Below are 20,412 nucleotides of genomic sequence, written 5' to 3' on the forward strand. Positions count from 1 at the left end.
TTTTAAACTCACTAAAGCGGTGCAAATATGAGCATCAGAAATTGCGAGGGTAGGCAAGCCTACCCCCGTATAAAGATGAATAGCTGGATTAGTTCACACTTTTAGAGTGGTAAACAATCGCTTGCCACACGTTTTGCTGACCGCCGATATAATTCTCAAAGGTAGGATTCTTGATATAGTTCCAGGCCACTTTGCCGTTACCTAGATACATCGGCTCATCCAATCCACCCCATCCATAATCGGTGAGCTTTACTGGCCCTTCAAGTACATTGAGGTCTGCGTCAATCTCCATCACATAGTAGGCTTTAGGCACCAACATACGCAAAGCCTCACCCTTCTTGTTGGAGCTGCGGTTGTATGGAAGGTTATCGGAAATACACTGGAACTGTGCATAACCAAACAAGTAGCGGCCATTCTTCAAGTCGACGAGCTGGGGGTCACTAATTTGGCAGTCGGAATCTTCCGCCAACCAATTGATCCCATTTCCCTCTATATCGCCTCGGCCATCAACTTTTGCAATGCCTACGCGAGTTAAGGATGATTTATCCAAGGCGCCGCCAGAATAGAGCCCTTGCCTAGCAATCAGCGGGTAATCGCCACCATAGTAGTTATCTTCAAGATATGCAAAGAAGCAATTTTTATAATCTTCAGCCGCACATTGGTCATCAAAGGGGCCATCGCCACTAGTATCTATACCAAGTACATCCTGTAAGAACATATTCATATTCTCATCTTCGATGTACTTCGGCGAAACAACCACTGAGAGATTCGTGTTCGCATCCACTGGAACAACTGTGTGCCCTCCCCCATTGGAGATCATCGCACTTGTAGTAGGGACTACGTGATTATAAGTACCCTCAAAAGAGTCGCTATCTTCCATTTTAATAGCGATCGCTTTCAAACCAGGTGAGGGATGGTATTTATTTCCGTCACTGGTACAAAGCGCTCCAAACATTTCATTCCCAGGATTATAGAAAGCCCGGATATTAAGCACATGCCCATGTCCACATGCCCAGTCCCAACCCCTATTATCACTTCCGGACATGTTCAAAGACCAATCATCTCGCTCAATAACAGTCAGTCCAGCTGAATAGTGAGAGCCACTGACAAGTACTCGTGCAGTGACTGAGAATGCATAATTTGTACGCCCTTTACTATCATTTTCAACATACAGTAGCTCTTGAGCACCTAAGTGAGTGCCACCGTGCATTTTATTAACTACGTAAGCATCAGGCTTCTCAGATAAGGGCTTATTATCCCACTCCATTAACCAAATCTGATCATTGTACTTTTTCTCATTATCAGTACCAGCAACAGCGTCGAGATTGTCCTCAATCTTCATCCAAGTAGTACCATACTCCTCTACAAGGTCTTTCTGAACATCGTAACGCTCACTTGCTTTATATTCGGTGTTGCATAAAACAGCGACTCTAGAGCAGTCTGCACTTGCAGTAATACCATGGGTTTCATAGCACTGCTTAAGGATCGTGGTATTACCCGTTTGATCGAAACTTGAGGTTTCAGGGTTATACTGCAGCTCGTAAACAGAACCGTATGTTGGATCAGAAGCTTTTAACCCTTCTGATAATGTAGTGGACACGAACATCCGCGGCTTATCAGTATCCGTAGCGCAAGTTGCCGTATAGCTACGAATAGGGATGTCGATATTTTCTTCATCTTGCTCACTATCTGTTCGGCCAATATAGTGTGCAAGCTGGTAAACTTCTTGGGCGTTTACCATTGCATCAGGCAGGGTGATATCTGTAGCAGTTATAGTGGCAAACCCCAGATCGGAAGTAGAAACATCTCCAACCGTTACCGTTGAGGGATCATTATCGGGAAGGGGCGTATCGCTCCCAGTATCGCCGGAACCACTATCACCTCCTTGGTTATCGCCACCCTGATCACCACCATTATTACTGCCACCATCACCCACAGCTGGTGTCTCAGGTTCAGAGTCTGAAGAACCGCCCCCTCCGCCGCTACACGCAGCCAAAGCTGCAGTTAATGCCAGCACCAGTAAATTTTTGCTAAATAACTTGTCCATAATCGCCTGAAATCTTATTTTTTGATTTGTGTGTTAGGTAAGGATTAAGAGTTAAGTTCCAATGAGTCACGAAATGAAAATACGAAAATAATTTTATTTTTTCGTGAATAATTTTCTGTGTCGCATTTAAAAAAATGAAGAAACTAAAGCCTGCCTATATCGGTGCCTTTCTGACGTAATTTGTCACCTATATACAAATTACGTTAGAAGCGTTCTCTACACTCATAAAGCTCTATTAAAAATGGGGGATATTATTCAGTATGAGCACTCACGAATTGCTTCTTGATGACAGCCGAGCGCCTGTTTCCGCAAAAGTACTGCAGGCTTTAGCAGCAAATAAATGAACGTCTAGCCGGTGCTCGCTCCTAAACGTTCACTCATCAGCTTAACTTTACAGCTTAAGTCACCTAAGCGAGACTTGCCCAGGATAAGAAGCACTATCGCTTTTCAAAGCAATTTTGCTCTGCTTAAAAGAAAGTAACAAAGGGATCAGGATTAGAGTAATCGGTGTAGCAAATAGCTCCCCGAACACTAAGGATATAGCCGCTGGCTTTAAATATTGGGCTTGCTCGCTGGTTTCGGCTAATAAGGGTAGCAACCCACAGATAGTAGTCACCGTAGTTAAGAAAATTGCCCTTACGCGACTTTTCCCAGCTTGAAGTAGCGCTGTTTTTACTGGCACACCCTGCGCGTAGAGCTGATTAAATCGGCTCATTAATACTAGGGAATCGTTAATCACTACCCCAGTCATTGCCATCATTCCAAATAAGGATAATAAGCTTACTGGGAAGCCCAGTAGGCCGTGTCCAATAATTGCCCCCGCAAAGCCCATTGGAATCACCGACATAATAATCACTGGTTGCCAATAGGATTTTAATGGTATCGCCAACAAAACATAGATAAGTAAAAGCGTCAGCAACATGGACTTTTTAAATCCAGCCTGTACTTCTACTATTTCGGCAAATTCACCAACGGCTTTAATTTGGACACCCGGGTAAAGGCGCTCCAGTTCTGGCACCAGCTCTTCCTTTAGCAGCTCCCAGTTTTTTTCCGGTGAACTGACAGAACGATTCTGACGCCAGTAGATGCTGACCACTTCATCGCGATCTCGCCGATAAATTACCTCCGGTTCCCGCTCATACTTCAGCTGCGCTATTTCACCTAAGCTTACGTAGCTGTTGTTGCCCAGGTTAATAGGAGTGGCTTTTAACTGCTCGATTGTTTTAGTCTGCATTTGAGGTAAGCGAGCCAATACCAATGTCTCTTCCCCTTTATCCAACAGCCTGTGTATCTCAATCTGGCCGAATGCACCTCCAATCACAGAAGCCAGATGACTTTGATCAATTCCCAGACTGGCTCCCCGCTCATTGACCATAATTTTCAGCTGTCTTTTGGCTAGTTGGCTATCATCGTAGACATCGTTCACGCCAGGTAACTCTGCCAGTGAAGCCTTGAGGCGGTCGGCCACTTGTTTCGCCTGATCCCGATTGCTGGCAGAAACCGCAATGACAGTATCGCCCGCCGGCTCTTCGGTAAGGCTAAACTTCACTGCATAGCTCCCCTCCAAAATACCTGTTTGCAGCTGTAGCTCCTGCAAAAAGCGGTTGCTCTCTACTCTAGCCAAGGCGTCATGTGTTAATTCCGCTGTCAACTCTATGGTCTTAGCATCTTCCTTTGACACGATATACTTGCTAACAGGTGACTCCGGAAGTTCATACTCCTGTTGCAATCTATTTGCGGTGCGCTTGATGGCCTGTTCAAGTTGATCGGTATTACGTTCCGCTAAAGTATTTGCAACTCCATGCTGCATAGTGACTTTAACCGTGGCATAGCGTCCTGGAATTTCGGGAAAGAATACTGAAGCGATATGTCCCTTGAACATAGCGCCATAGGCCAGCAGCAAAAAGGTGACAAATAGACTGATACTTGTTTTCCGGTTTGCCAGGCTCAATGACAAAAGCGGAGTATATATCTTATCCGAAAATTGATTTAATAAACGGTTACATTTCTCTCTGGCAATCTCAATCCATCGTTTTATTGTGCCACTAGTTTGAGTATGCGTTTTTGGATAGCTTAAATGCACGGGTAATATAAATTTGCTCTCAATTAATGAAAATATCAATGCAAATATCACTACAGCAGAGAATCCTGATAAGACTTTTGCCAATTCATTTTCAATCCATAACATCGGTGAGAAGGCCGCAATTGTAGTCAATACGCCAAAAACTGTGGGCACGGCTACGGCTTCAACCCCTTTCCAGGCAGCCTCTTTCGTGTCAGTTGTATTTTGTCTCGCCTGGTGAATACTTTCACCGACCACAACGGCATCATCTACCAATATCCCCAGTACCAAAATCATACCGAATATAGTGATATCGTTGATGCTGTAATCCAGGGAAGGAAAACCCATCAATGTAATCGCACCAGCCAGGGATATGGGAATACCTAAGGCAACCCAAAAGGCCAGCCGCGTATCTAAAAAAAGCACCAATAGCAATAAGACGATTAATAATCCCTGCAAGGCGTTGGAACTTAGCAAGTCTAATTGCTCGGAAATATAGGGAGACATATCAGCCATTACATCCAACTGCAGGTTCTTGGGTAATGTCGATTCCAATGATTCTAATACTGATTGTGTGGCTTCATGGATATGAAACAGGTTGTCTTTTTGGCTGGTGGATACCATCAGTGCGATTGCTGGTTGCCCCTGATATCGAACAATACTGTCGGTTTGCTCATAATCTCGCTTAACCGTAGCGATATCACTGAGTCTCACTCGTGCCGTCGATTTAGTGATAATGGGAATATTCCTAAGCTCCGCCAAGTTGTCAGCCAGGGAACTGCCCTGCAGCACAATATTGCCATTGGCCGTTCTTAATTCACCACTGCGATATTCCACTGACCACTGGCGAATACGTTCCGTTAGGTTTTCAAGAGATAAACCGTAGCGTTGAAGTTTCCTGGGGTCTGGCTCTATAGCCAATAGCTGCTTTCTTTTACCCAGGTTTGTCACTTTGGAAATAGCAGGATATTTCTTAAGCGCTCGCTCCACTCGTGAGGATACCTGCTGAAGCGAATCATTATTGTCACCACCGTAGACCATGACAAACGCCGCAAGATTCGTATATTCACTGCGATAAATACGCGGCCGCTCCGCCAATGCGGGAAAGCCTTCGATACTTTCAACTTGATTGCGAATATCTTCAATCAAATGGTCCAGGTTCACATTAGTATTTTTTTTCACTACCAATAAAGCGTAACCTTGGCTTGATTGGCTGGTTATGCGCTTTATTCCTGCAACACCACTAATAGCCTCCTCAATATGCTGTGTAATGCTCTCATCGACCTGGCGGGCAGTGCCGCCGGGGTAGACAACGGAGATTTCGACTTCCGTAGGTGGAATTTGTGGAAAGCTTTCCACCCGCAGATTTTGAAAGGTCAGCGTGCCTGCAACCAGAATGAACGCCATGAGAAGGTTAGCGGCAACTGGGTTATCCAGCAACCAGCGTGAGAGTGTTTTCATATGCAGGCCTTAGTGGATAGTCATTGCAACCGCTTGACCTTCTAAAAAGTTGGTCAAAGGAAAGCGAACAAGCTGACGATTCTGGTGGGGCCGATTCTTGTAACGAAATAGAACCGAATCCGGCCGCATATCCAGTAGCTCTATCTCTTCCAAAAGTAGGGATTGTTCAGAAACGCTCCATACTTTCCCATCTTCTGTAAGAACCGATGCTGGTGCACTGACAACATAGCTCTGAGTGTTGCCTGCAAACACTACATCTACCTGTTGATCACCAAGCAAAGGGGTCTCGCGCTGAAAGGGGCTAGCCACCTGCAACATAAGGCTGCGCTGGCGGGTGGCCGCATCCATGATTGGGCTTAGGTAACGGACCGAGGCCTTCCATTGTTGTCCATCAGGCGCCTCTATTGTGATTTTGTAGGGGCCTTGCTGAAGGCCGTTTAAGCGCTGCCAAGTCTGCTCGGAAAGCTCAACTTTGACATCCAGGTAGTCACTGGCTGCTACTCGAAAGAGTACATCCCCCTCATTTATCCATTGGCCAGGATGGATTAATTCGGCAATAACCACCGAGTCAAAAGGTGCTTTAATTTGTGTATCAGCCAGCCTCTGCTGGGAGGAGGCGAGAGCTCCCCTCGCCGCTTCTCGATTTGCCTCTGCGGCTTTGACATGCGGCTCTAGTCGGCCAAATGATGACTTCGCTTTATCCCCGCGTTTTGCCACGTATTGACGCATGAGTATTTCGGCCAAGTTGAGTTCAGCCTCTGACACTCTGGCTTGAGCAGCACGGATTTCAGCCTGGTAAAAAGTATCCTGTAGAGACGCCAGTATTTCTCCCTTCCTAATGAGACTGCCCGGTATTGCGTGGTTAGCAATATGGGTGACACGCCCGCTCACTGATGCGATAACCTCAGTAGCCCAGCGGGGTTGTGTTATGCCTGTTGTTTTGACTTCAAGCTGAGCATCCGTCGGTACTGCCTCCACGACAGTAACAGTAAGGCCAGACTCTTTGGGCTTCTCCACCATGGCTGTAGGCTGCTGCTCATCCATAAGCCACAGCCCTACCAAGACCAGCAAGCTGGTGGCAACAATACCTGCAGCCCGCCGCTTTAACCAGATTCCCGCCATTTTCATCATGCCTAGGCAACTTACATTTTATGGAACACACTTGAACCATAACTAATAGCAGATTATGATACAAGTATGTTCCATAAAGTTCAGGTAATAATTCCATGGCTGATCACCTAGATGCGCGTATTCAGAAGTCACAAACTGCGATCATGAAGGCGGGTATGGAACTCCTTAGCAAAAATAGGGAGGCATCCTTTAGCGATATTGCCCGGGCGGCCGGAGTTGGGCGCACTACCCTTTACCGTCTTTATGACACGAGAGAAAAGCTGATTAAGGCGGTTGCGATTCACTGCCTGGAGGCATTTGATAAAGCCACCGAACACTTGGAAAGCGAGGCTGAATCGGCTCTGCAAGCCTTCCACCTGATGTTTAAAGCGATTTTTCCGCTGTCGGCCGAAATGGAGTTTTTAATGAAGTTGGGAGACTTTGATGAAGATGACCCAGAGCTCACCGCTATCTATGAGAAACAAGAGAGTGAAATCGCGACATTGGTGGAATACGCAAAATCTGAAGGCAGCCTGTCCAAGAAACTTCCTACTTCCTGGGTGGTAAACCTGGTAGAGGGCTTGCTGTATACATCCTGGCTAACAAAAAATGCAGAATCCATAGATCACGATACGCTGGCCGATTTAGCGTTTCACACATTTTGCAATGGCGTTGCTCGTTAAGCATTGAGAGAGTTGTTAAATGACTCAGCCAGTTACCACTGTTTCAAAATCAACAGATGATGATTATACGAAAGGCAAGCACAAACATTCTTTACTTTCGATTTTTACCCGATTTAAGTGGCGAGTATCCTTGACCCTATCGCTAGTCGTTATTGAAACACTCCTCGAACTACTTTTTCCACTTGCCATCGGCTGGGCTATCAATAGTCTATTAGAACAGTCCTACAATGGCATCTATCTTTTGGCAACCTTAGGTAGCATTTCTATTCTTATAGGAAGCGCCCGAAGATTTTACGATACCAGAGTCTACGCACATATTTATCAAGTAGTTACTTCGGAAATGGTAGCCCGTGAAAAAGCAAAGAAACAGTCTGTATCGACTATTACTGCGCGCTCCAGTTTGTTAACTGAAATTGTCGAGTTTTTTGAAAACAGCCTACCGGAAATTATTACCGTTACTATTGGCACGGTGGGGTTACTCATTATTATTAGCGCCATCAACTTCAATATCTTTCTCGCTTGCCTGGCTCTCCTAGCTTTGATTACCCTGATCTATTGCGTAATCGGAAATACCAATTACCAGCTGAATGAATCTTATAATAATGAGCTGGAATATCAGGTTGATGCCCTTAAACAACCTAATGTTGAGCATGCAAAAGCACACTTCCGGCGTCTTATGCGATGGAATATTGAATTGAGCGACCTGGAAACAGGCACCTACTTTATATTGTGGGCTGGCATAGTCGCTTTGTTTGTTTACGCTCCCATAGCAGCAATCGATGGGGGCCTGGTTAACTATGGATTGATCGTTGCCCTGTTAATGTACGTCTTCGACTTTATTGGGAAGGTATCTGCATTGCCACTCTATGTTCAGCAGGTTATTCGTTTGAAGGAAATTTCAAATCGGATTGGCTCATAAGGGAAAGGAGACAATTGGCCTCCTCTTTCTCCTCACGATCGGTTCCATGAAGGCATATGCAAAAATCTGATTGAATTTCTACTCTCCAATCACTGGGCATCCAAAAATGAACCTAATGTAAAGGGATTTACCTTTGGATATTAACTCTTTCTCAGCAGTGAAATCTGCCTTAGACAGCTACTGGGGTTAACGAAGGTGATGGCTTTGATCTGTTTGTGAGTTTACATACGTCAGGGGTGGTATTGGCTGTATCCTTATCGAGGCTTTCTTTTTTGCCTTTTGCTTTCTAGCTAGGGTTGGTCAGTTGATACTGGGTGTTTTTTGATCGTTTTTAAATACGGTTCAATTTTGGTTACTGGCCATCATTCCTGTTTACTTTTCTATTTACTATCAGTAACAGAAAAGAGATATCCAATAGAGCCGGAGTAAGATCTTTTTTGTTGGAATTCATCATTTTGGAGTTAGAGGGCCAGGGTGGCCGGTATTTGGGGCTCGGAAGGTGAGGTTTTATTGCCGAAGCCACCTCCCCTATTCTATAAGGCTGAGCGACTCACCCAAAGACTGGTTTTATCTCAGGCGAAAATTTAAAAGTCGCTTTAAAGGCTTGGAGGAGTAAGCGGCGGCTGTACGACATACCTGTTTCCAACTCGACAAACGCTGGGTGCACGGCATAAGCGACTGTCGACACTACCTTTCTGCCACACCCTGCTAGTTCCCACCCATTCTCTCGATACTACCTTCCACTTTTTCTCCAAAGTCACAGTTTTCTAAGCCCAAGCATAGATATTCATAATTTCACTTCCCCTTAACTATAAAGTAGAAAGAAATCGTACCGAAACTAGCGCCAGTAACGCTGGATATCGCCTCTTTCTCATCTATGGATGTCCCAGATTGAGGACCTTGAGCCTGTACCGCTCTCTGTCAACACTTAACGTTGGCCGTTTCCGAACAACGCCCATAACTCGGGTTCCCAGCGGCTTGCTAAACCTTACCGGACAGAGGGCTTTCACCTCCAATCTTTTATCGATTTAGCTCGGCGTACTGCGCGTCCAGATTTAATTTTATTAATACATGCCGGCAAGAAATGCACAAAAGAAAACATACCAAATAGCTAAAAGCCCCGAAAAAAATCTATCAATAGTTGTTACCAATCCAGGAGAAAACATCCATCTAAATACAGCTAATGAAACCAACCAATAGATCAATTTTTCTCCCAAATCCAAGTCATCATATAAAATCCTAAGCTTCTTATCTGCCTTCTGAATAAAGCTATCAAGCACCCTAACAATACCCATAAATACAACTAGCAGAAAAAGCCAGAGCCATCTCTCCACAGGATTAGATATATCCTGGGACATAAAATAAAGCACGGGCTGGAGAAGCAACCAAATTAATGGGGAAAGTACAATTGAGGCTGAAAGCAAAAGCGCCCCCCAAAACAATGAGGTAAATGTGAAATCGATACGATCTCCATACCAAACACTTTCGGGTAACTGTTTTTCTCGAATGAAGGCTAAAGCCACACGTCTAACCGCATCACCAAATTTCACTGACACTCCCCAAATCACAACCAGGCATATCTACTACCCCCTCCAAGAAAACTCGCATAATTATCATATTTGGTTTTTGAAAAAATGAAGCCAAATAAAATATTGACATAAAAATAACATCCTTAAAGCCCCTCAGAAAGAGCAAGGGCTCTGCATTCTAATCATTTTCTAATAGTGCCAATCACTTGATATGAAAATATCAATGACATATTGATATCTGGCGCAAAGTACTAAATAGATTATTTCTTATACGAAGTACCTGAAAATCCTATGCTCCTACCCCCATTACCCCTGTGCCGACATCTTGAAAGCTCAATATTTTTCAGCTAGACACTCCAGCCAATAGATACAATATAGTGTGCCAAAAGTTATCGACCAGCACTATATATAGTGATCCAGATCAAGTGCTTCTACCTTGCTCTTTTATAATCTTCCCGCACAATCTGTGAAGGAAGGCCCATGACAAATACCTCTACTCCAGAAATTGACAGTGCCACATCTCCTGCTCAAGACCTAGGCAGCTTACTGGTACGAAAGCGGGATGGTCGCGCTGTGGCTTTTGATCCTCAACGTATTACTTCGGCACTTGTGCGGGCCGGGCAGGCTACTGGTGAATTTGGTGAGGATGAAGTTGATTGGCTAACCCAGGGCATCCTGAAAGTGATTAATCATCGCTTTGATGCTGTGACACCAGTCGATATTGAGGAAATCCAAAATATCGCCGAGCAAATATTAATCAATTGCGATTACATAGATACAGCACGGGCCTACATCGCCTATCGGGAGCGACATGCGCGCATACGTAGTGATCGCCAAACACTGGTAGATGTTGGGGCTTCCATTGAAGAATATCTGGAGCAGGCGGACTGGCGTGTCGCTGCCAATGCCAACCAGGGCTACTCTCTTGGCGGCCTGATTTTAAATAGTGCCGGTAAAATGATTGCCAATTACTGGCTAAATCATGTCTATTCCCCGGAGATTGGTGCAGCCCACCGGGATGGTGATTTACACATCCATGACCTGGATATGTTGGCCGGCTATTGCGCCGGTTGGTCACTGCGTACCTTACTGCACGAAGGGCTGAATGGGGTTCCCGGCAAGGTTGAGTCGGCACCGCCCGCCCACTTGACCAGCGCAGTTGGGCAGATCGTTAACTTTCTTGGCACATTGCAAAACGAATGGGCTGGAGCCCAGGCATTTAGCTCCTTCGATACTTATCTCGCACCCTTTGTACGAAAGGATCAGCTGGATTACGCCAGTGTGCGCCAGTGCATGCAAGAGCTGATTTTTAACCTGAACGTGCCATCCCGCTGGGGCACCCAGACTCCCTTTACCAACCTCACTTTCGATTGGGTTTGCCCTCAAGACTTGCAAGACCAGGTGCCGGTGATTGCCGGCAAAGAAATGCCATTCACTTATGGTGACTTGCAGGTGGAAATGGACCTGATTAACCGCGCCTATATTGAGGTGATGAGTAAAGGGGACGCGCGCGGCAGAGTCTTTACTTTCCCAATTCCAACTTACAATATCAGTGAGGACTTTCCCTGGGAGAGCGAAAATGCCGAGCGGCTATTTGCCATGACTGCCCGCTATGGACTGCCCTACTTCCAAAACTTTATTAACTCAGACCTCAGTCCAAACATGGTGCGCTCCATGTGCTGCCGCCTACAACTGGACCTTCGAGAGCTGCTTAAACGTGGCAATGGATTATTTGGCTCCGCGGAACAGACCGGCTCTCTCGGTGTAGTAACGATCAACTGTGCACGTCTGGGCTATTTGTATAAGGGGGACTGGGACCTCCTGCTCGCCCAGTTAGATAAACTACTGCTACTTGCACGGGATTCCCTGGAAGTGAAACGCAAAGTGATTCAGCGGCATATGGACGCCGGCCTGTTTCCCTACACGCGTCGATATCTTGGCACTCTGCGTAACCACTTCTCTACCATTGGCGTTAACGGCATTAATGAAATGCTACGAAACTTTAGCGACGACCGTGAAAGTATCGTCACAGAGCCTGGTAAACAACTGGCCGAGCAGTTGCTCGACCATATTCGTTTGCGAATGACAGAGTTCCAGGAACAAACTGGCCACCTGTATAATCTCGAAGCCACACCGGCTGAGGGAACTACTTACCGTTTTGCCCGCGAAGACCAAAAGCGCTATGAAGATATTATTCAGGCTGGCAGCACGGAAGCACCTTACTATACCAACTCATCCCAGCTACCAGTCGGCTTTACCGATGACCCTTTCGAAGCGTTGGCCCGGCAGGAATCCCTACAATCCCGTTATACGGGCGGCACTGTGCTGCACCTATACCTGGGTGAACAACTACCAGATGCCGATAGCTGCCGCCGCTTATTACAGCGCGCCCTGAAAAATTATCGGCTGCCCTATATCACAGTAACTCCCAGCTTTTCTATATGCCCAGTACACGGCTACCTGAGCGGCGAACACGAATTCTGTCCCCGCTGCGATGAGGCTCTGCTCGCTCGTGAGCAATCTTGCTGCAGCGATTAAAACCAACCACCAAGGAGAGACATCATGAATAAACCAACCTCACCACTCAAAAATGAAGACCGTACCCGCTGTGAAGTCTGGAGCCGGGTGATGGGCTATCACCGCCCTGTCTCCTTCTGGAATCCAGGCAAACAATCGGAACACAGGGAGCGCCGCTTTTTTGTTGCAGGTAATGGCAAATAGCTATGGCTGAAAAGCTGCGCATTGGCGGTTTTACACCATTTACCGCTATCGACTTCCCTGGTGAATTGGCCGCGGTGGTCTTTTGCCAGGGATGCCCCTGGCGTTGCCGCTACTGCCATAATGGTGATCTGTTGCCGGCCCGCGCGCCCAGTGCCTACGACTGGGGCCAGATATTGGGGTTCCTCGCCAGCCGGCAAGGACTGCTGGATGCGGTGGTATTTTCTGGCGGAGAGCCAACTGCCCAGGGGGCACTGGAAGCAGCCATTGCCCAAGCCCGGAGCCTGGGGTTTAAGATAGGTTTACATACTGCCGGGATCTACCCTCGGAAACTGAGTCGCTTGATCCCCAGTTTGGACTGGGTTGGGCTGGATATAAAAGCGTTGCCGGAAAATTACCCTGCCATTACCGGGGTAGATGGTAGCGGTACAGCACCCTGGCAATGTGTAGAGCTACTCGTCGAGGCGGGAACATCTCTGCAAGTACGCCTTACCAGGCATCCTCGCCTCACCAGCGATGAGGAGCTAGTTCAAATTCAGGAGAAGCTTCGCAATTGCGGTGTTCATCATTTAGAGGTGCAGCGTTGTAATACTGAGCAAGCGATCGACCAAACTCTGAAGTTTATTTCATAGAGCTAAAAAGTTTGGGGGACGAAATAGAATCGATGGTCGGCCAAGGACATCTTCTTTTTATGACTCTTCTGATGGCGGGCTTAAAGGTCAGTAAAGAGGCCTAGCTTGGCCTCTTCCCGATAGGACACCAGCGCCAGCAGTTCAATCTTGCATTTAAGCAATACTTTGCTTTCTTAGGGCGAGCGCTTTGGGCTGAGTTGAATGAGAGTGAGTAAGTTGGCTTTTAAGTTTAGTAGCAAGCTCTTCGGCCAATGACTGACTTTGCAATAAAGCCTGGTTTACCGAATTTCGATGCCGTTCATCCGCAAATTCCTGGAATTCCGCATTGATTTCATATACTTGATCGACCCCCAGGTAATGGCTCAATGTCCTGATATGAGGACCCAAGTGATTCATGTTCTCGCGTATTCCCCCCTCTGCAAAGCCAAACTCTCCAGCAGAAGTAATTAGCACCAGAACCTTCCCTGACATAATGGGCTCAAGCGGATAGTCTCCACGGGCCAAGTCAAAGGTAAAGGTCTTGTTGATGCGTATCACCTGGTCGAACCAGGCTTTTAAAGCCGCCGGCATACCGTAGTTGTACATTGGGGAAGACATGACTATGACATCCGCCTGATCAAGCTCATTAATCAAAGTATCCGATAATGTAACCAACAATTTTTGCTCTTCACTACGCTGATCCTCTGGAGTGAATACAGAGGCAATCCAATCCTGGGTAATGAATCCTGGCGGGGTCTGGCCAACATCCCTATAGATGAGTTTATCTTTTTGTCTAAGCCCAAACCAACGCTTCACAAAACTTGCGGCAACGGCCTTGGAGATAGAGGAGTATTTTGGTATGTCCCTATACTCCTCCGGTACCTGAATAGTCCCGAAAATCTGGGCGCTGGCTTCAATATGAAGAAGGGTTTTCATTTACTAGACCTCGAAAAATTCATCATTTGGTCCAGCGATAGTGCAGTCTATAAGCATTCTTGACAAATGAGATATTTTTCCTTATAGATGAATTAATTTCATCTATAAGGAAGAGTAGCCCATGTATCCAAACCTACCCTCCCTCAATTCCTTAAAGGTTTTTGATGCAGCTGCGAGGCTCGGTAGCTTCAAGAAAGCTGCAGAGGAACTCTTTATCACTCCTACAGCAGTATCCCACCAGATAAAAAGCCTGGAAGAAACGCTAGGCAGCCAGCTGTTTGAGCGTAAAACCCGCGCAATACAATTAACAGAAGAAGGAAGGCTACTCGCAGAAACAACTTCACGAGTTTTTCAGCAACTTGCCGCAGCAATAGGTGAAATCGCTAACTCAAATCGTGTGATTGCTGTCAGTACAACTTCATCTTTTGCTGCACTGTGGCTGGTTCCCCACCTGGAATGCTTTTATCAGAAGCATCCTGGTATCGAGGTATCCATTTCGACCGGTGAACAGGTAGATGATATTGAGCGCGACCGACACATTGATATAGCTATTCGCTACGGTGAATTTGATCCAAAAGCCAAAAATACCACAAAACTTATTACTGAATCAGTGGGTATGTATGCTACGCGGAACTACTTATCAAACATAACCAATCTCGAGCAGGCGCAGCTATTAGAAACCAAGTGGATCAACCGATCTTTAACCCCTTTCAGCTGGAAATCCTTACTTGGCGACTTCAATAAAAACCTTACCATTCGTCAATATGATCAGGAGTATCATGTCATACAAGCCGCACTAGCGAGCCAGGGGATTGCATTAGTCAGCTCCCTACTGATTCAGAATGCCTTACAGAACGAATGGTTGGTGCCGTATAAAAGCGCAGCTATAAAGCAAAAGGCTGAAGGGCTTTCATACTACGCAGTAATCCCAGGCCGTAATATAAAAAACGAGCAGGTTAGTGTGTTTCTTGATTGGCTACTTGAAGAAATAGCATAAACTATATATACAATTTATACGATATCGCCCTTACGAGCAAAACTCGAAAGGGCGACAAACAAGCCATCACTAAAAAGCAATAAGACTTTAAAATTAAAGGCAAATAATATTTTCTGCCTGAGGGCCCTTGGCACCCTGGGTCACTGTAAATTCTACAGCTTGCCCTTCCTGCAATGTTTTAAAGCCACTGCTGGCAATATTGCTGAAGTGTGCAAAAACATCGGGGCCGGATTTTTGTGCAATAAAACCAAAACCTTTGGCTTCATCGAACCACTTAACAGTACCAGTCGTTGTGTTAGACATAATAAATATCCTGAGAAAATAAATTGATCATAGTTGACCTATTGGTCGAGCGGGCAAAAACTGAGAATTTAAAAGAGACAGAACGAAGGATTATGACTAAAACTACGAGTTGAACTAAAATAAAAACTGGGCGTTTATACCAGCTATCAGGATAGTAGCACCTAAAGCTAACTCGTGTCTATAAAAATAGAAATTAAGGGTAGGAATGAAGCAGATAACTCAATAGCTGTATTATAAATAGCCTATTTTAAAGATTTTCCTCTCAAACTAAAGTTCACTCAGCGTCCTAGAGGGCTCCCACTAGGGAGTTGTACCTTAGGGAGTGGTACCTAGCTCCATACGAAAGCGCCTTCTTAATTGTTTGAGAAAGGTCGTCGGGGCCAGCCTGTACAAGTAGGCTCCAATCAGGCTTATATCTTTTGGAAACCAACGCTCCCTGCCCTTTTCCAATGCCGTCATAATCTGATTGGCCATCCACTCAGGGCTACGCACCGCTCCCACGGTGCTCCTTTGGTGCCTGGCCTGCCCACCATCTCCAGCTAAAGCGTTTTGCTCAATCGTTGTAGCCAGGAAACTTGGGTAAACCATTAATACACTAACTCCATCGTTCCGCACTTCCTCACGGAATACCTCGAAATACTGGTGCAATGCACTCTTGGCTGCGCAATAGCCCGCGCGCCCCAATACCGGCATCCATCCAGCCATTGAACTGATATTTACCACACAGCCAGAGGCCGCTTTAAGCTCCGCAAACAAGCCTTGAGTAAGCTCTACCGGTGCATGGTAATTCACCACCATCACCTTGCGAATAACCGCGCTGGATGTTTGTGAAGAGAGGCTTCGGTGTGTAATGCCGGCATTGTTTACCAACAGGTCAACTCTCGAGTACTCATTCCGTAAGGATTCAACCAGCTCCTCTACGGCCAAATAATTTGATAGATCAACGGTATATATTCTGACTCGAACATCTAGATCCCTAAGCTGGGCCTCTCTTTGGCGAAGTTTTTCAGTTGAAATATCGACCAGAACAAATTCAGCTCTATATTTTTTTGCAAGGCACAGGGTAATCGCCCAGCCCAAACCTCCAGCGGCCCCAGTAATCACAAAAGTCTTCTGTAAATTTTCCGACTGACTTGTGACCATTTCAACTGTCCTCCACAAGCAAGGGCGATTTACTGGAGAGCGCTACAATGCCGAGAGATTTTTCTGCAAACAGGCGGAAGACTTCTCTGGAAGTCTTCTCCGGAATAAAGCCCAACTCTTCTTGCAAGCGGCGGTTATCCAGTACCGGCCTGTATTGCAAAAAGGCTACATGGTCTGGGTGGGTATCTGTTAAGTGGAGGCTGTAACCCAGCCAGAGAGCTGCTTTTATCAGCCAGACTGGCGGTCTTATCAGTGGCTTAGACAGAGTCTGAGCTATTTCCCTGGGGCTAAGACTGCCATCACCGGTTAGATTGAATATGCCACTCGCCCCAGTACTCACACCAAACGTAAGTGCGCGGATCACATCCTGGTCCCAAATAAAAACAAAGGGGGAATTACACCCACCGGGATCCAGAAGCACTTTTCGGCTAAAGAGTGCACTGATTTTGTTATTGGTCTTTGCACCCAATACAGAGGACACGCGAAAAACCAGCTGTTTGAGATACGGATACCGCTCACGATATTCAGCCAGCAACTCCTCTACTTTACGCTTGTTATTGGAGTAGCCAAATTCAGGATTCCCCCTCAAGGGATGATGCTCTTCGAGCCTGGGTGGATTATCTGGATAATAACCATAGGCGGCGCCGCTACTTGTCACAGTGATATGTTCAACCCCAGCGTAGAGACAGCCCTCTAATACATTCCTTGTGCCTTCCACATCTATACGGTATTCAGCGGCATGATCACGACCCGCAGCCATTACCGACGCTAGATGAATCACATGAGTTATAGATTCCGCCTGAATAAACTGGCCAAGGTCTTTATCACAAATATCCCGCGCCAGAATGGGAAAACTTGCGGCTCTAGTTCGAATATCCACCCCGATCACAGGGAAAGTCATACTCAATTGCTCCCCAAGCTGATGACCGATATATCCCGCCGCCCCGGTAATTAAAACCCGCTTGTTCATTCTGAGGCTCCTGTCAGGAAGTCGCTTCTGATCTATTTGTATGAAAAACCTCCTCTCGCGGTAGCAGGTCTCTTTGTAAATCTGCCTTATGCGTTCTGAGTGCCTTTAAATAGGCATCTTTGTGTACGTAATACGCCATGCGCTCAAGGTCCAGATAATGCATACCGCCGCTTACACGATTTGCCGATCTCTGCTGGATGATTTTCCTAAATCTACTAGCAGACGGTGCACCAGAAATTAACTGGCGAATATAAAGGGCAACAAGCTCTGCTTGCTTGTTACGCCCTTCCCATCCCAATCCAGCCGCTTCCACCATACCCATCATAAATAGGTTATCCGTCTCTGGATGGAATACATTCAGATACAGGCTCGGTGCATAACCACTCCAGTTCAGCTCACTGTTATCGATAAACGGATAGTGCAACTTATAGCCGGTGGCCTGTACAATCAGGTCATATTCTCCGCATCCACCCTCTGAGAATTTCACCTTATTCCCATGCACCGATTTAATATCAGACCTGGGGTTGATATCGCCATGGCCAATATGGTGCAGCAGTAAGGAATTGACTACTGGGTGGGATTCAAAGAGTCGGTAATTGGGCTCTGGCAAACCATATTGAGATGGGCTGCCTAAAGAGAATTTGACCAGCGCTTTTGTAAGGCGCCGCTTAACAAAGAGAGGCAACCGAAGCTTGCCGCCCAGCTGATCGATAGGCTTACCGGCTATGTACTTCGGCAGAAAGTAATAGCCTCGGCGCAGACTGATATCAACGCTTTTCGCTTTATGGACTGCGTCTACAGCAATATCCGCTCCACTGTTGCCACAACCAATCAACAGGACTCTTTTTCCAGCAAAAATTTCAGAGGATTGGTATTGCGCAGAATGTAACAACTCCCCGCTAAATTGGCCTGGAAGTGCAGGCTGATTGGGGTGGTGCAAAGTGCCGCTGGCAATGAGTAATCCGCTAAACTCCCGAGTTCTTTCCTGCCACTTTCTACGAGTGGTAATCAGCCAGTTTTCTCCACTGCGCTCGCATCTCAAAACTTCTGTGTCGAACTCGTAATGGCCGTAAAGGCCAAATTCTCTCGCATAGGAGCAAAAATAATCCCGCATCTCCCGATGGCTTGGGTAGTCAGCAACACTCTCCCCCATTGGAAACTCAGCGAATTCAGTCATTTTCTTGGAGGAAATAAGGTGGGCCGACTCATACATGGTACTAGTGGGGTTATCAATATCCCATAAGCCACCCACATCACTGTGCGACTCAAAGCCAATACAGGGAATACCGCATTTGAGTAAATTTCGAACGGTGCAAAGCCCCATAGGACCGGCACCAATTACGGCGTAAGGTTTCACGGTAGTTGCCCCTCCCTGTTGACTTATTTAAGAGCCGAGTCAGAAGGAATATATCGTGACAAACACCCTAAGGATCGTCATTATCGGGCAGGTACTGGTTATTTTGAGACATTCACAATGGATTTGACCGACACCAGAAGCGTTAACCTGAGCTATACCAAAGCTTTACTAGAGGCTTTAGCCAGCATGGATCTCCCTATACCGGGGGAAACCAATAAAATCCTGTCCCAAATACACCAGAAGGAACGTATCTCTATTCATCTGCAGGAGCAGCTGTGGGAGTCGGTAATCAATAGCTACCCCGACACTCTACTAGGCATTAAGCTCGGGCTTGCCATGCAGGCCAACCAAATCGGCCTAGTGGGTTACCTGCTGATGACGCAAAAAGATTTGGGAGAGGCGATAGAGCAATTGATTAGCTATCAACCATTGCTAGGCGAAGGTGGGCACTTTGAACTGCGACGCGATGCATTCTCGGTAAACCTCTGCTATCACCCCAACTTCCTGAATTTTGCGCAAATCCGGGTAGAAACAGTGCTCGCTGCCTGTATTGCGCAAACCCGAATTTTAACCGGTGGACGGTTTCAGCCCCTCAAACTACTGCTCGCCTACCCTGCGCCTAGCCTTGCCCTGCAGCAACGCTATCAGGCACTGTTACAAATACCCGTAGAGTTCAATGCAGAGGTGTCGGCAATCCAATTTCCCACTAAAGATCTGTCGCTGCCATTAATCGCCGCAGATAAAGAAGTGGAGGCCTGCTTAAAGCCAAAGGCAGAAGTCCTCCTACAGGCGCTTACAAAGAAATCCCTGCACCGGAAAGTAACCCTATTGCTGCAGCAAGCTCCAAACTTAACACGTGAGCAAGTCGCACAGCGCCTTTGCCTTAGCCCAAGGCACCTAGCGCGAAAATTACAAGAAGAACAACTTAACTTCCGTGTACTACAGGATGAGGTACGCAGCTATTATGCGAAGCAGTGGTTAAGAGAGGGCGAAAAAACCAACCTAGAAATTGCCGTAGCACTTGGGTACACGGATGAGAGTGCGTTTGGAAAAGCTTTTAAGCGTTGGGATGGAGTAACGCCTAGCGTTTATAGAGAAAACCACATTATAAATTCTTAATAAACTTGATCAGGTCATTAGAATTTATTGACTTACCTAGCTTATAGGCAGCCGGTAAAAGAGCTAGTCTTTACCACTGCCTTTGCATCTATTATTACCGCAAACCTTATACGTCTTCGGACACTCTAATAGAGACAGCATTCATATCGCTGCCATCACAGCCTTTCACCCTAAGGGTCACCTTCGAGTTAGTATGATAAGCGGAGAGTGCTATTGATAAGATATGATCAAACATTGGGTTAGTTACACCGACCTTTAATCTTGCAGAAGCACAGTCTTCCACTATGATATTTTCATTAGACTCGATATAGAGCTCGGCCAAGCCCCAACCTATCCCAACACTTTTAATGGTAATTGGAGGCGTAGTTGTATCCGCCATAGCAACTTGAGAAATCAAAAACAACAAAAAAACGCAAATAAACTTTTTCACAAAAACTTCCGATACTA

15 protein-coding genes and 1 pseudogene are annotated in these 20,412 nt (G+C 46.3%); 6 read left to right on the forward strand and 10 right to left on the reverse strand.

What is annotated here, in order from left to right; translation table 11 throughout:
* Positions 1-88 precede the first annotated feature (88 nt).
* The 3 genes from ACJJI0_RS06055 to ACJJI0_RS06065 all read right to left on the reverse strand — a co-directional run bounded on the left by ACJJI0_RS06055 (position 89) and on the right by ACJJI0_RS06065 (position 6,692).
* Positions 89-2,047 (reverse strand): hypothetical protein, encoded by a 1,959-nt coding sequence (locus ACJJI0_RS06055; protein WP_444885119.1) that lies wholly within the window; start codon positions 2,045-2,047, stop codon positions 89-91.
* A gap of 403 nt (positions 2,048-2,450) precedes the next feature.
* A complete protein-coding gene (locus tag ACJJI0_RS06060; RefSeq protein WP_444885120.1) occupies positions 2,451-5,570 on the reverse strand; it encodes an efflux RND transporter permease subunit in 3,120 nt (1,039 codons plus the stop codon).
* Positions 5,571-5,579: 9 nt separating this feature from the next.
* Complete coding sequence (locus ACJJI0_RS06065; protein WP_444885121.1) at positions 5,580-6,692, reverse strand: efflux RND transporter periplasmic adaptor subunit; 1,113 nt, start codon at positions 6,690-6,692, stop codon at positions 5,580-5,582.
* 104 nt (positions 6,693-6,796) lie between these two features.
* Between ACJJI0_RS06065 and ACJJI0_RS06070 the strand changes: the two genes are divergently transcribed.
* Positions 6,797-7,363, forward strand: coding sequence for a TetR/AcrR family transcriptional regulator (locus ACJJI0_RS06070; RefSeq protein WP_444885122.1), 567 nt, complete (start codon positions 6,797-6,799; stop codon positions 7,361-7,363).
* A gap of 19 nt (positions 7,364-7,382) precedes the next feature.
* On the forward strand, positions 7,383-8,282 hold the full coding sequence (locus ACJJI0_RS06075) for an ABC transporter six-transmembrane domain-containing protein (protein WP_444885123.1): 900 nt from the start codon (positions 7,383-7,385) through the stop codon (positions 8,280-8,282).
* Positions 8,283-9,346: 1,064 nt separating this feature from the next.
* Here ACJJI0_RS06075 and ACJJI0_RS06080 read toward each other — a convergent pair.
* Positions 9,347-9,832, reverse strand: coding sequence for a hypothetical protein (locus ACJJI0_RS06080; protein ID WP_444885124.1), 486 nt, complete (start codon positions 9,830-9,832; stop codon positions 9,347-9,349).
* A 459-nt stretch (positions 9,833-10,291) separates the two neighbouring features.
* Here ACJJI0_RS06080 and ACJJI0_RS06085 point away from each other — a divergent pair.
* Positions 10,292-12,532 (forward strand): annotated as a pseudogene (locus ACJJI0_RS06085) (ribonucleoside triphosphate reductase).
* 2 nt (positions 12,533-12,534) lie between these two features.
* Positions 12,535-13,161, forward strand: a complete 627-nt coding sequence (locus ACJJI0_RS06090; RefSeq protein ID WP_444885125.1) for an anaerobic ribonucleoside-triphosphate reductase activating protein — start codon at positions 12,535-12,537, stop codon at positions 13,159-13,161.
* A 153-nt stretch (positions 13,162-13,314) separates the two neighbouring features.
* On the opposite strand, the gene ACJJI0_RS06095 is transcribed toward ACJJI0_RS06090, so the two are convergent.
* Positions 13,315-14,076 (reverse strand): FMN-dependent NADH-azoreductase, encoded by a 762-nt coding sequence (locus ACJJI0_RS06095; RefSeq protein WP_444885126.1) that lies wholly within the window; start codon positions 14,074-14,076, stop codon positions 13,315-13,317.
* A gap of 121 nt (positions 14,077-14,197) precedes the next feature.
* On the opposite strand from ACJJI0_RS06095, the gene ACJJI0_RS06100 reads away from it, so the two are divergent.
* Positions 14,198-15,073, forward strand: a complete 876-nt coding sequence (locus ACJJI0_RS06100) for a LysR family transcriptional regulator (protein WP_444885127.1) — start codon at positions 14,198-14,200, stop codon at positions 15,071-15,073.
* Between the two features lie 93 nt (positions 15,074-15,166).
* On the opposite strand, the gene ACJJI0_RS06105 is transcribed toward ACJJI0_RS06100, so the two are convergent.
* The 4 genes from ACJJI0_RS06105 to ACJJI0_RS06120 all read right to left on the reverse strand — a co-directional run bounded on the left by ACJJI0_RS06105 (position 15,167) and on the right by ACJJI0_RS06120 (position 18,846).
* Positions 15,167-15,376, reverse strand: coding sequence for a cold-shock protein (locus ACJJI0_RS06105; protein ID WP_020412807.1), 210 nt, complete (start codon positions 15,374-15,376; stop codon positions 15,167-15,169).
* Positions 15,377-15,691: 315 nt separating this feature from the next.
* Positions 15,692-16,519, reverse strand: a complete 828-nt coding sequence (locus ACJJI0_RS06110) for an SDR family NAD(P)-dependent oxidoreductase (RefSeq protein ID WP_444885128.1) — start codon at positions 16,517-16,519, stop codon at positions 15,692-15,694.
* A 1-nt stretch (position 16,520) separates the two neighbouring features.
* Entirely contained in the window at positions 16,521-17,489 is a 969-nt protein-coding gene (locus tag ACJJI0_RS06115) for an SDR family oxidoreductase (protein ID WP_444885129.1), read from the reverse strand.
* Between the two features lie 13 nt (positions 17,490-17,502).
* Positions 17,503-18,846 carry a flavin-containing monooxygenase gene (locus tag ACJJI0_RS06120; RefSeq protein ID WP_444885130.1) on the reverse strand — a complete coding sequence of 448 codons (1,344 nt, stop codon included), beginning with the start codon at positions 18,844-18,846 and terminating at the stop codon, positions 17,503-17,505.
* 117 nt (positions 18,847-18,963) lie between these two features.
* On the opposite strand from ACJJI0_RS06120, the gene ACJJI0_RS06125 reads away from it, so the two are divergent.
* Positions 18,964-19,965 carry an AraC family transcriptional regulator gene (locus ACJJI0_RS06125; protein WP_444885131.1) on the forward strand — a complete coding sequence of 334 codons (1,002 nt, stop codon included), beginning with the start codon at positions 18,964-18,966 and terminating at the stop codon, positions 19,963-19,965.
* 106 nt (positions 19,966-20,071) lie between these two features.
* Here ACJJI0_RS06125 and ACJJI0_RS06130 read toward each other — a convergent pair whose 3' ends face one another.
* Positions 20,072-20,395, reverse strand: coding sequence for a hypothetical protein (locus tag ACJJI0_RS06130; RefSeq protein ID WP_444885132.1), 324 nt, complete (start codon positions 20,393-20,395; stop codon positions 20,072-20,074).
* Positions 20,396-20,412 lie beyond the last annotated feature (17 nt).

The sequence above is a fragment of the Microbulbifer mixtoriginis (SeqCode) genome, assembly GCF_052466695.1.

Coding starts and splice junctions, on each gene's coding strand:
- ACJJI0_RS06110 (WP_444885128.1), bottom strand. CDS start 16,519: ATGGTCACAAGTCAGTCGGAAAATTTACAGAAGACTTTTGTGATTACT.
- ACJJI0_RS06100 (WP_444885127.1), top strand. CDS start 14,198: ATGTATCCAAACCTACCCTCCCTCAATTCCTTAAAGGTTTTTGATGCA.
- ACJJI0_RS06115 (WP_444885129.1), bottom strand. CDS start 17,489: ATGAACAAGCGGGTTTTAATTACCGGGGCGGCGGGATATATCGGTCAT.
- ACJJI0_RS06105 (WP_020412807.1), bottom strand. CDS start 15,376: ATGTCTAACACAACGACTGGTACTGTTAAGTGGTTCGATGAAGCCAAA.
- ACJJI0_RS06095 (WP_444885126.1), bottom strand. CDS start 14,076: ATGAAAACCCTTCTTCATATTGAAGCCAGCGCCCAGATTTTCGGGACT.
- ACJJI0_RS06070 (WP_444885122.1), top strand. CDS start 6,797: ATGGCTGATCACCTAGATGCGCGTATTCAGAAGTCACAAACTGCGATC.
- ACJJI0_RS06060 (WP_444885120.1), bottom strand. CDS start 5,570: ATGAAAACACTCTCACGCTGGTTGCTGGATAACCCAGTTGCCGCTAAC.
- ACJJI0_RS06065 (WP_444885121.1), bottom strand. CDS start 6,692: ATGGCGGGAATCTGGTTAAAGCGGCGGGCTGCAGGTATTGTTGCCACC.
- ACJJI0_RS06090 (WP_444885125.1), top strand. CDS start 12,535: ATGGCTGAAAAGCTGCGCATTGGCGGTTTTACACCATTTACCGCTATC.
- ACJJI0_RS06075 (WP_444885123.1), top strand. CDS start 7,383: ATGACTCAGCCAGTTACCACTGTTTCAAAATCAACAGATGATGATTAT.
- ACJJI0_RS06055 (WP_444885119.1), bottom strand. CDS start 2,047: ATGGACAAGTTATTTAGCAAAAATTTACTGGTGCTGGCATTAACTGCA.
- ACJJI0_RS06125 (WP_444885131.1), top strand. CDS start 18,964: ATGGATTTGACCGACACCAGAAGCGTTAACCTGAGCTATACCAAAGCT.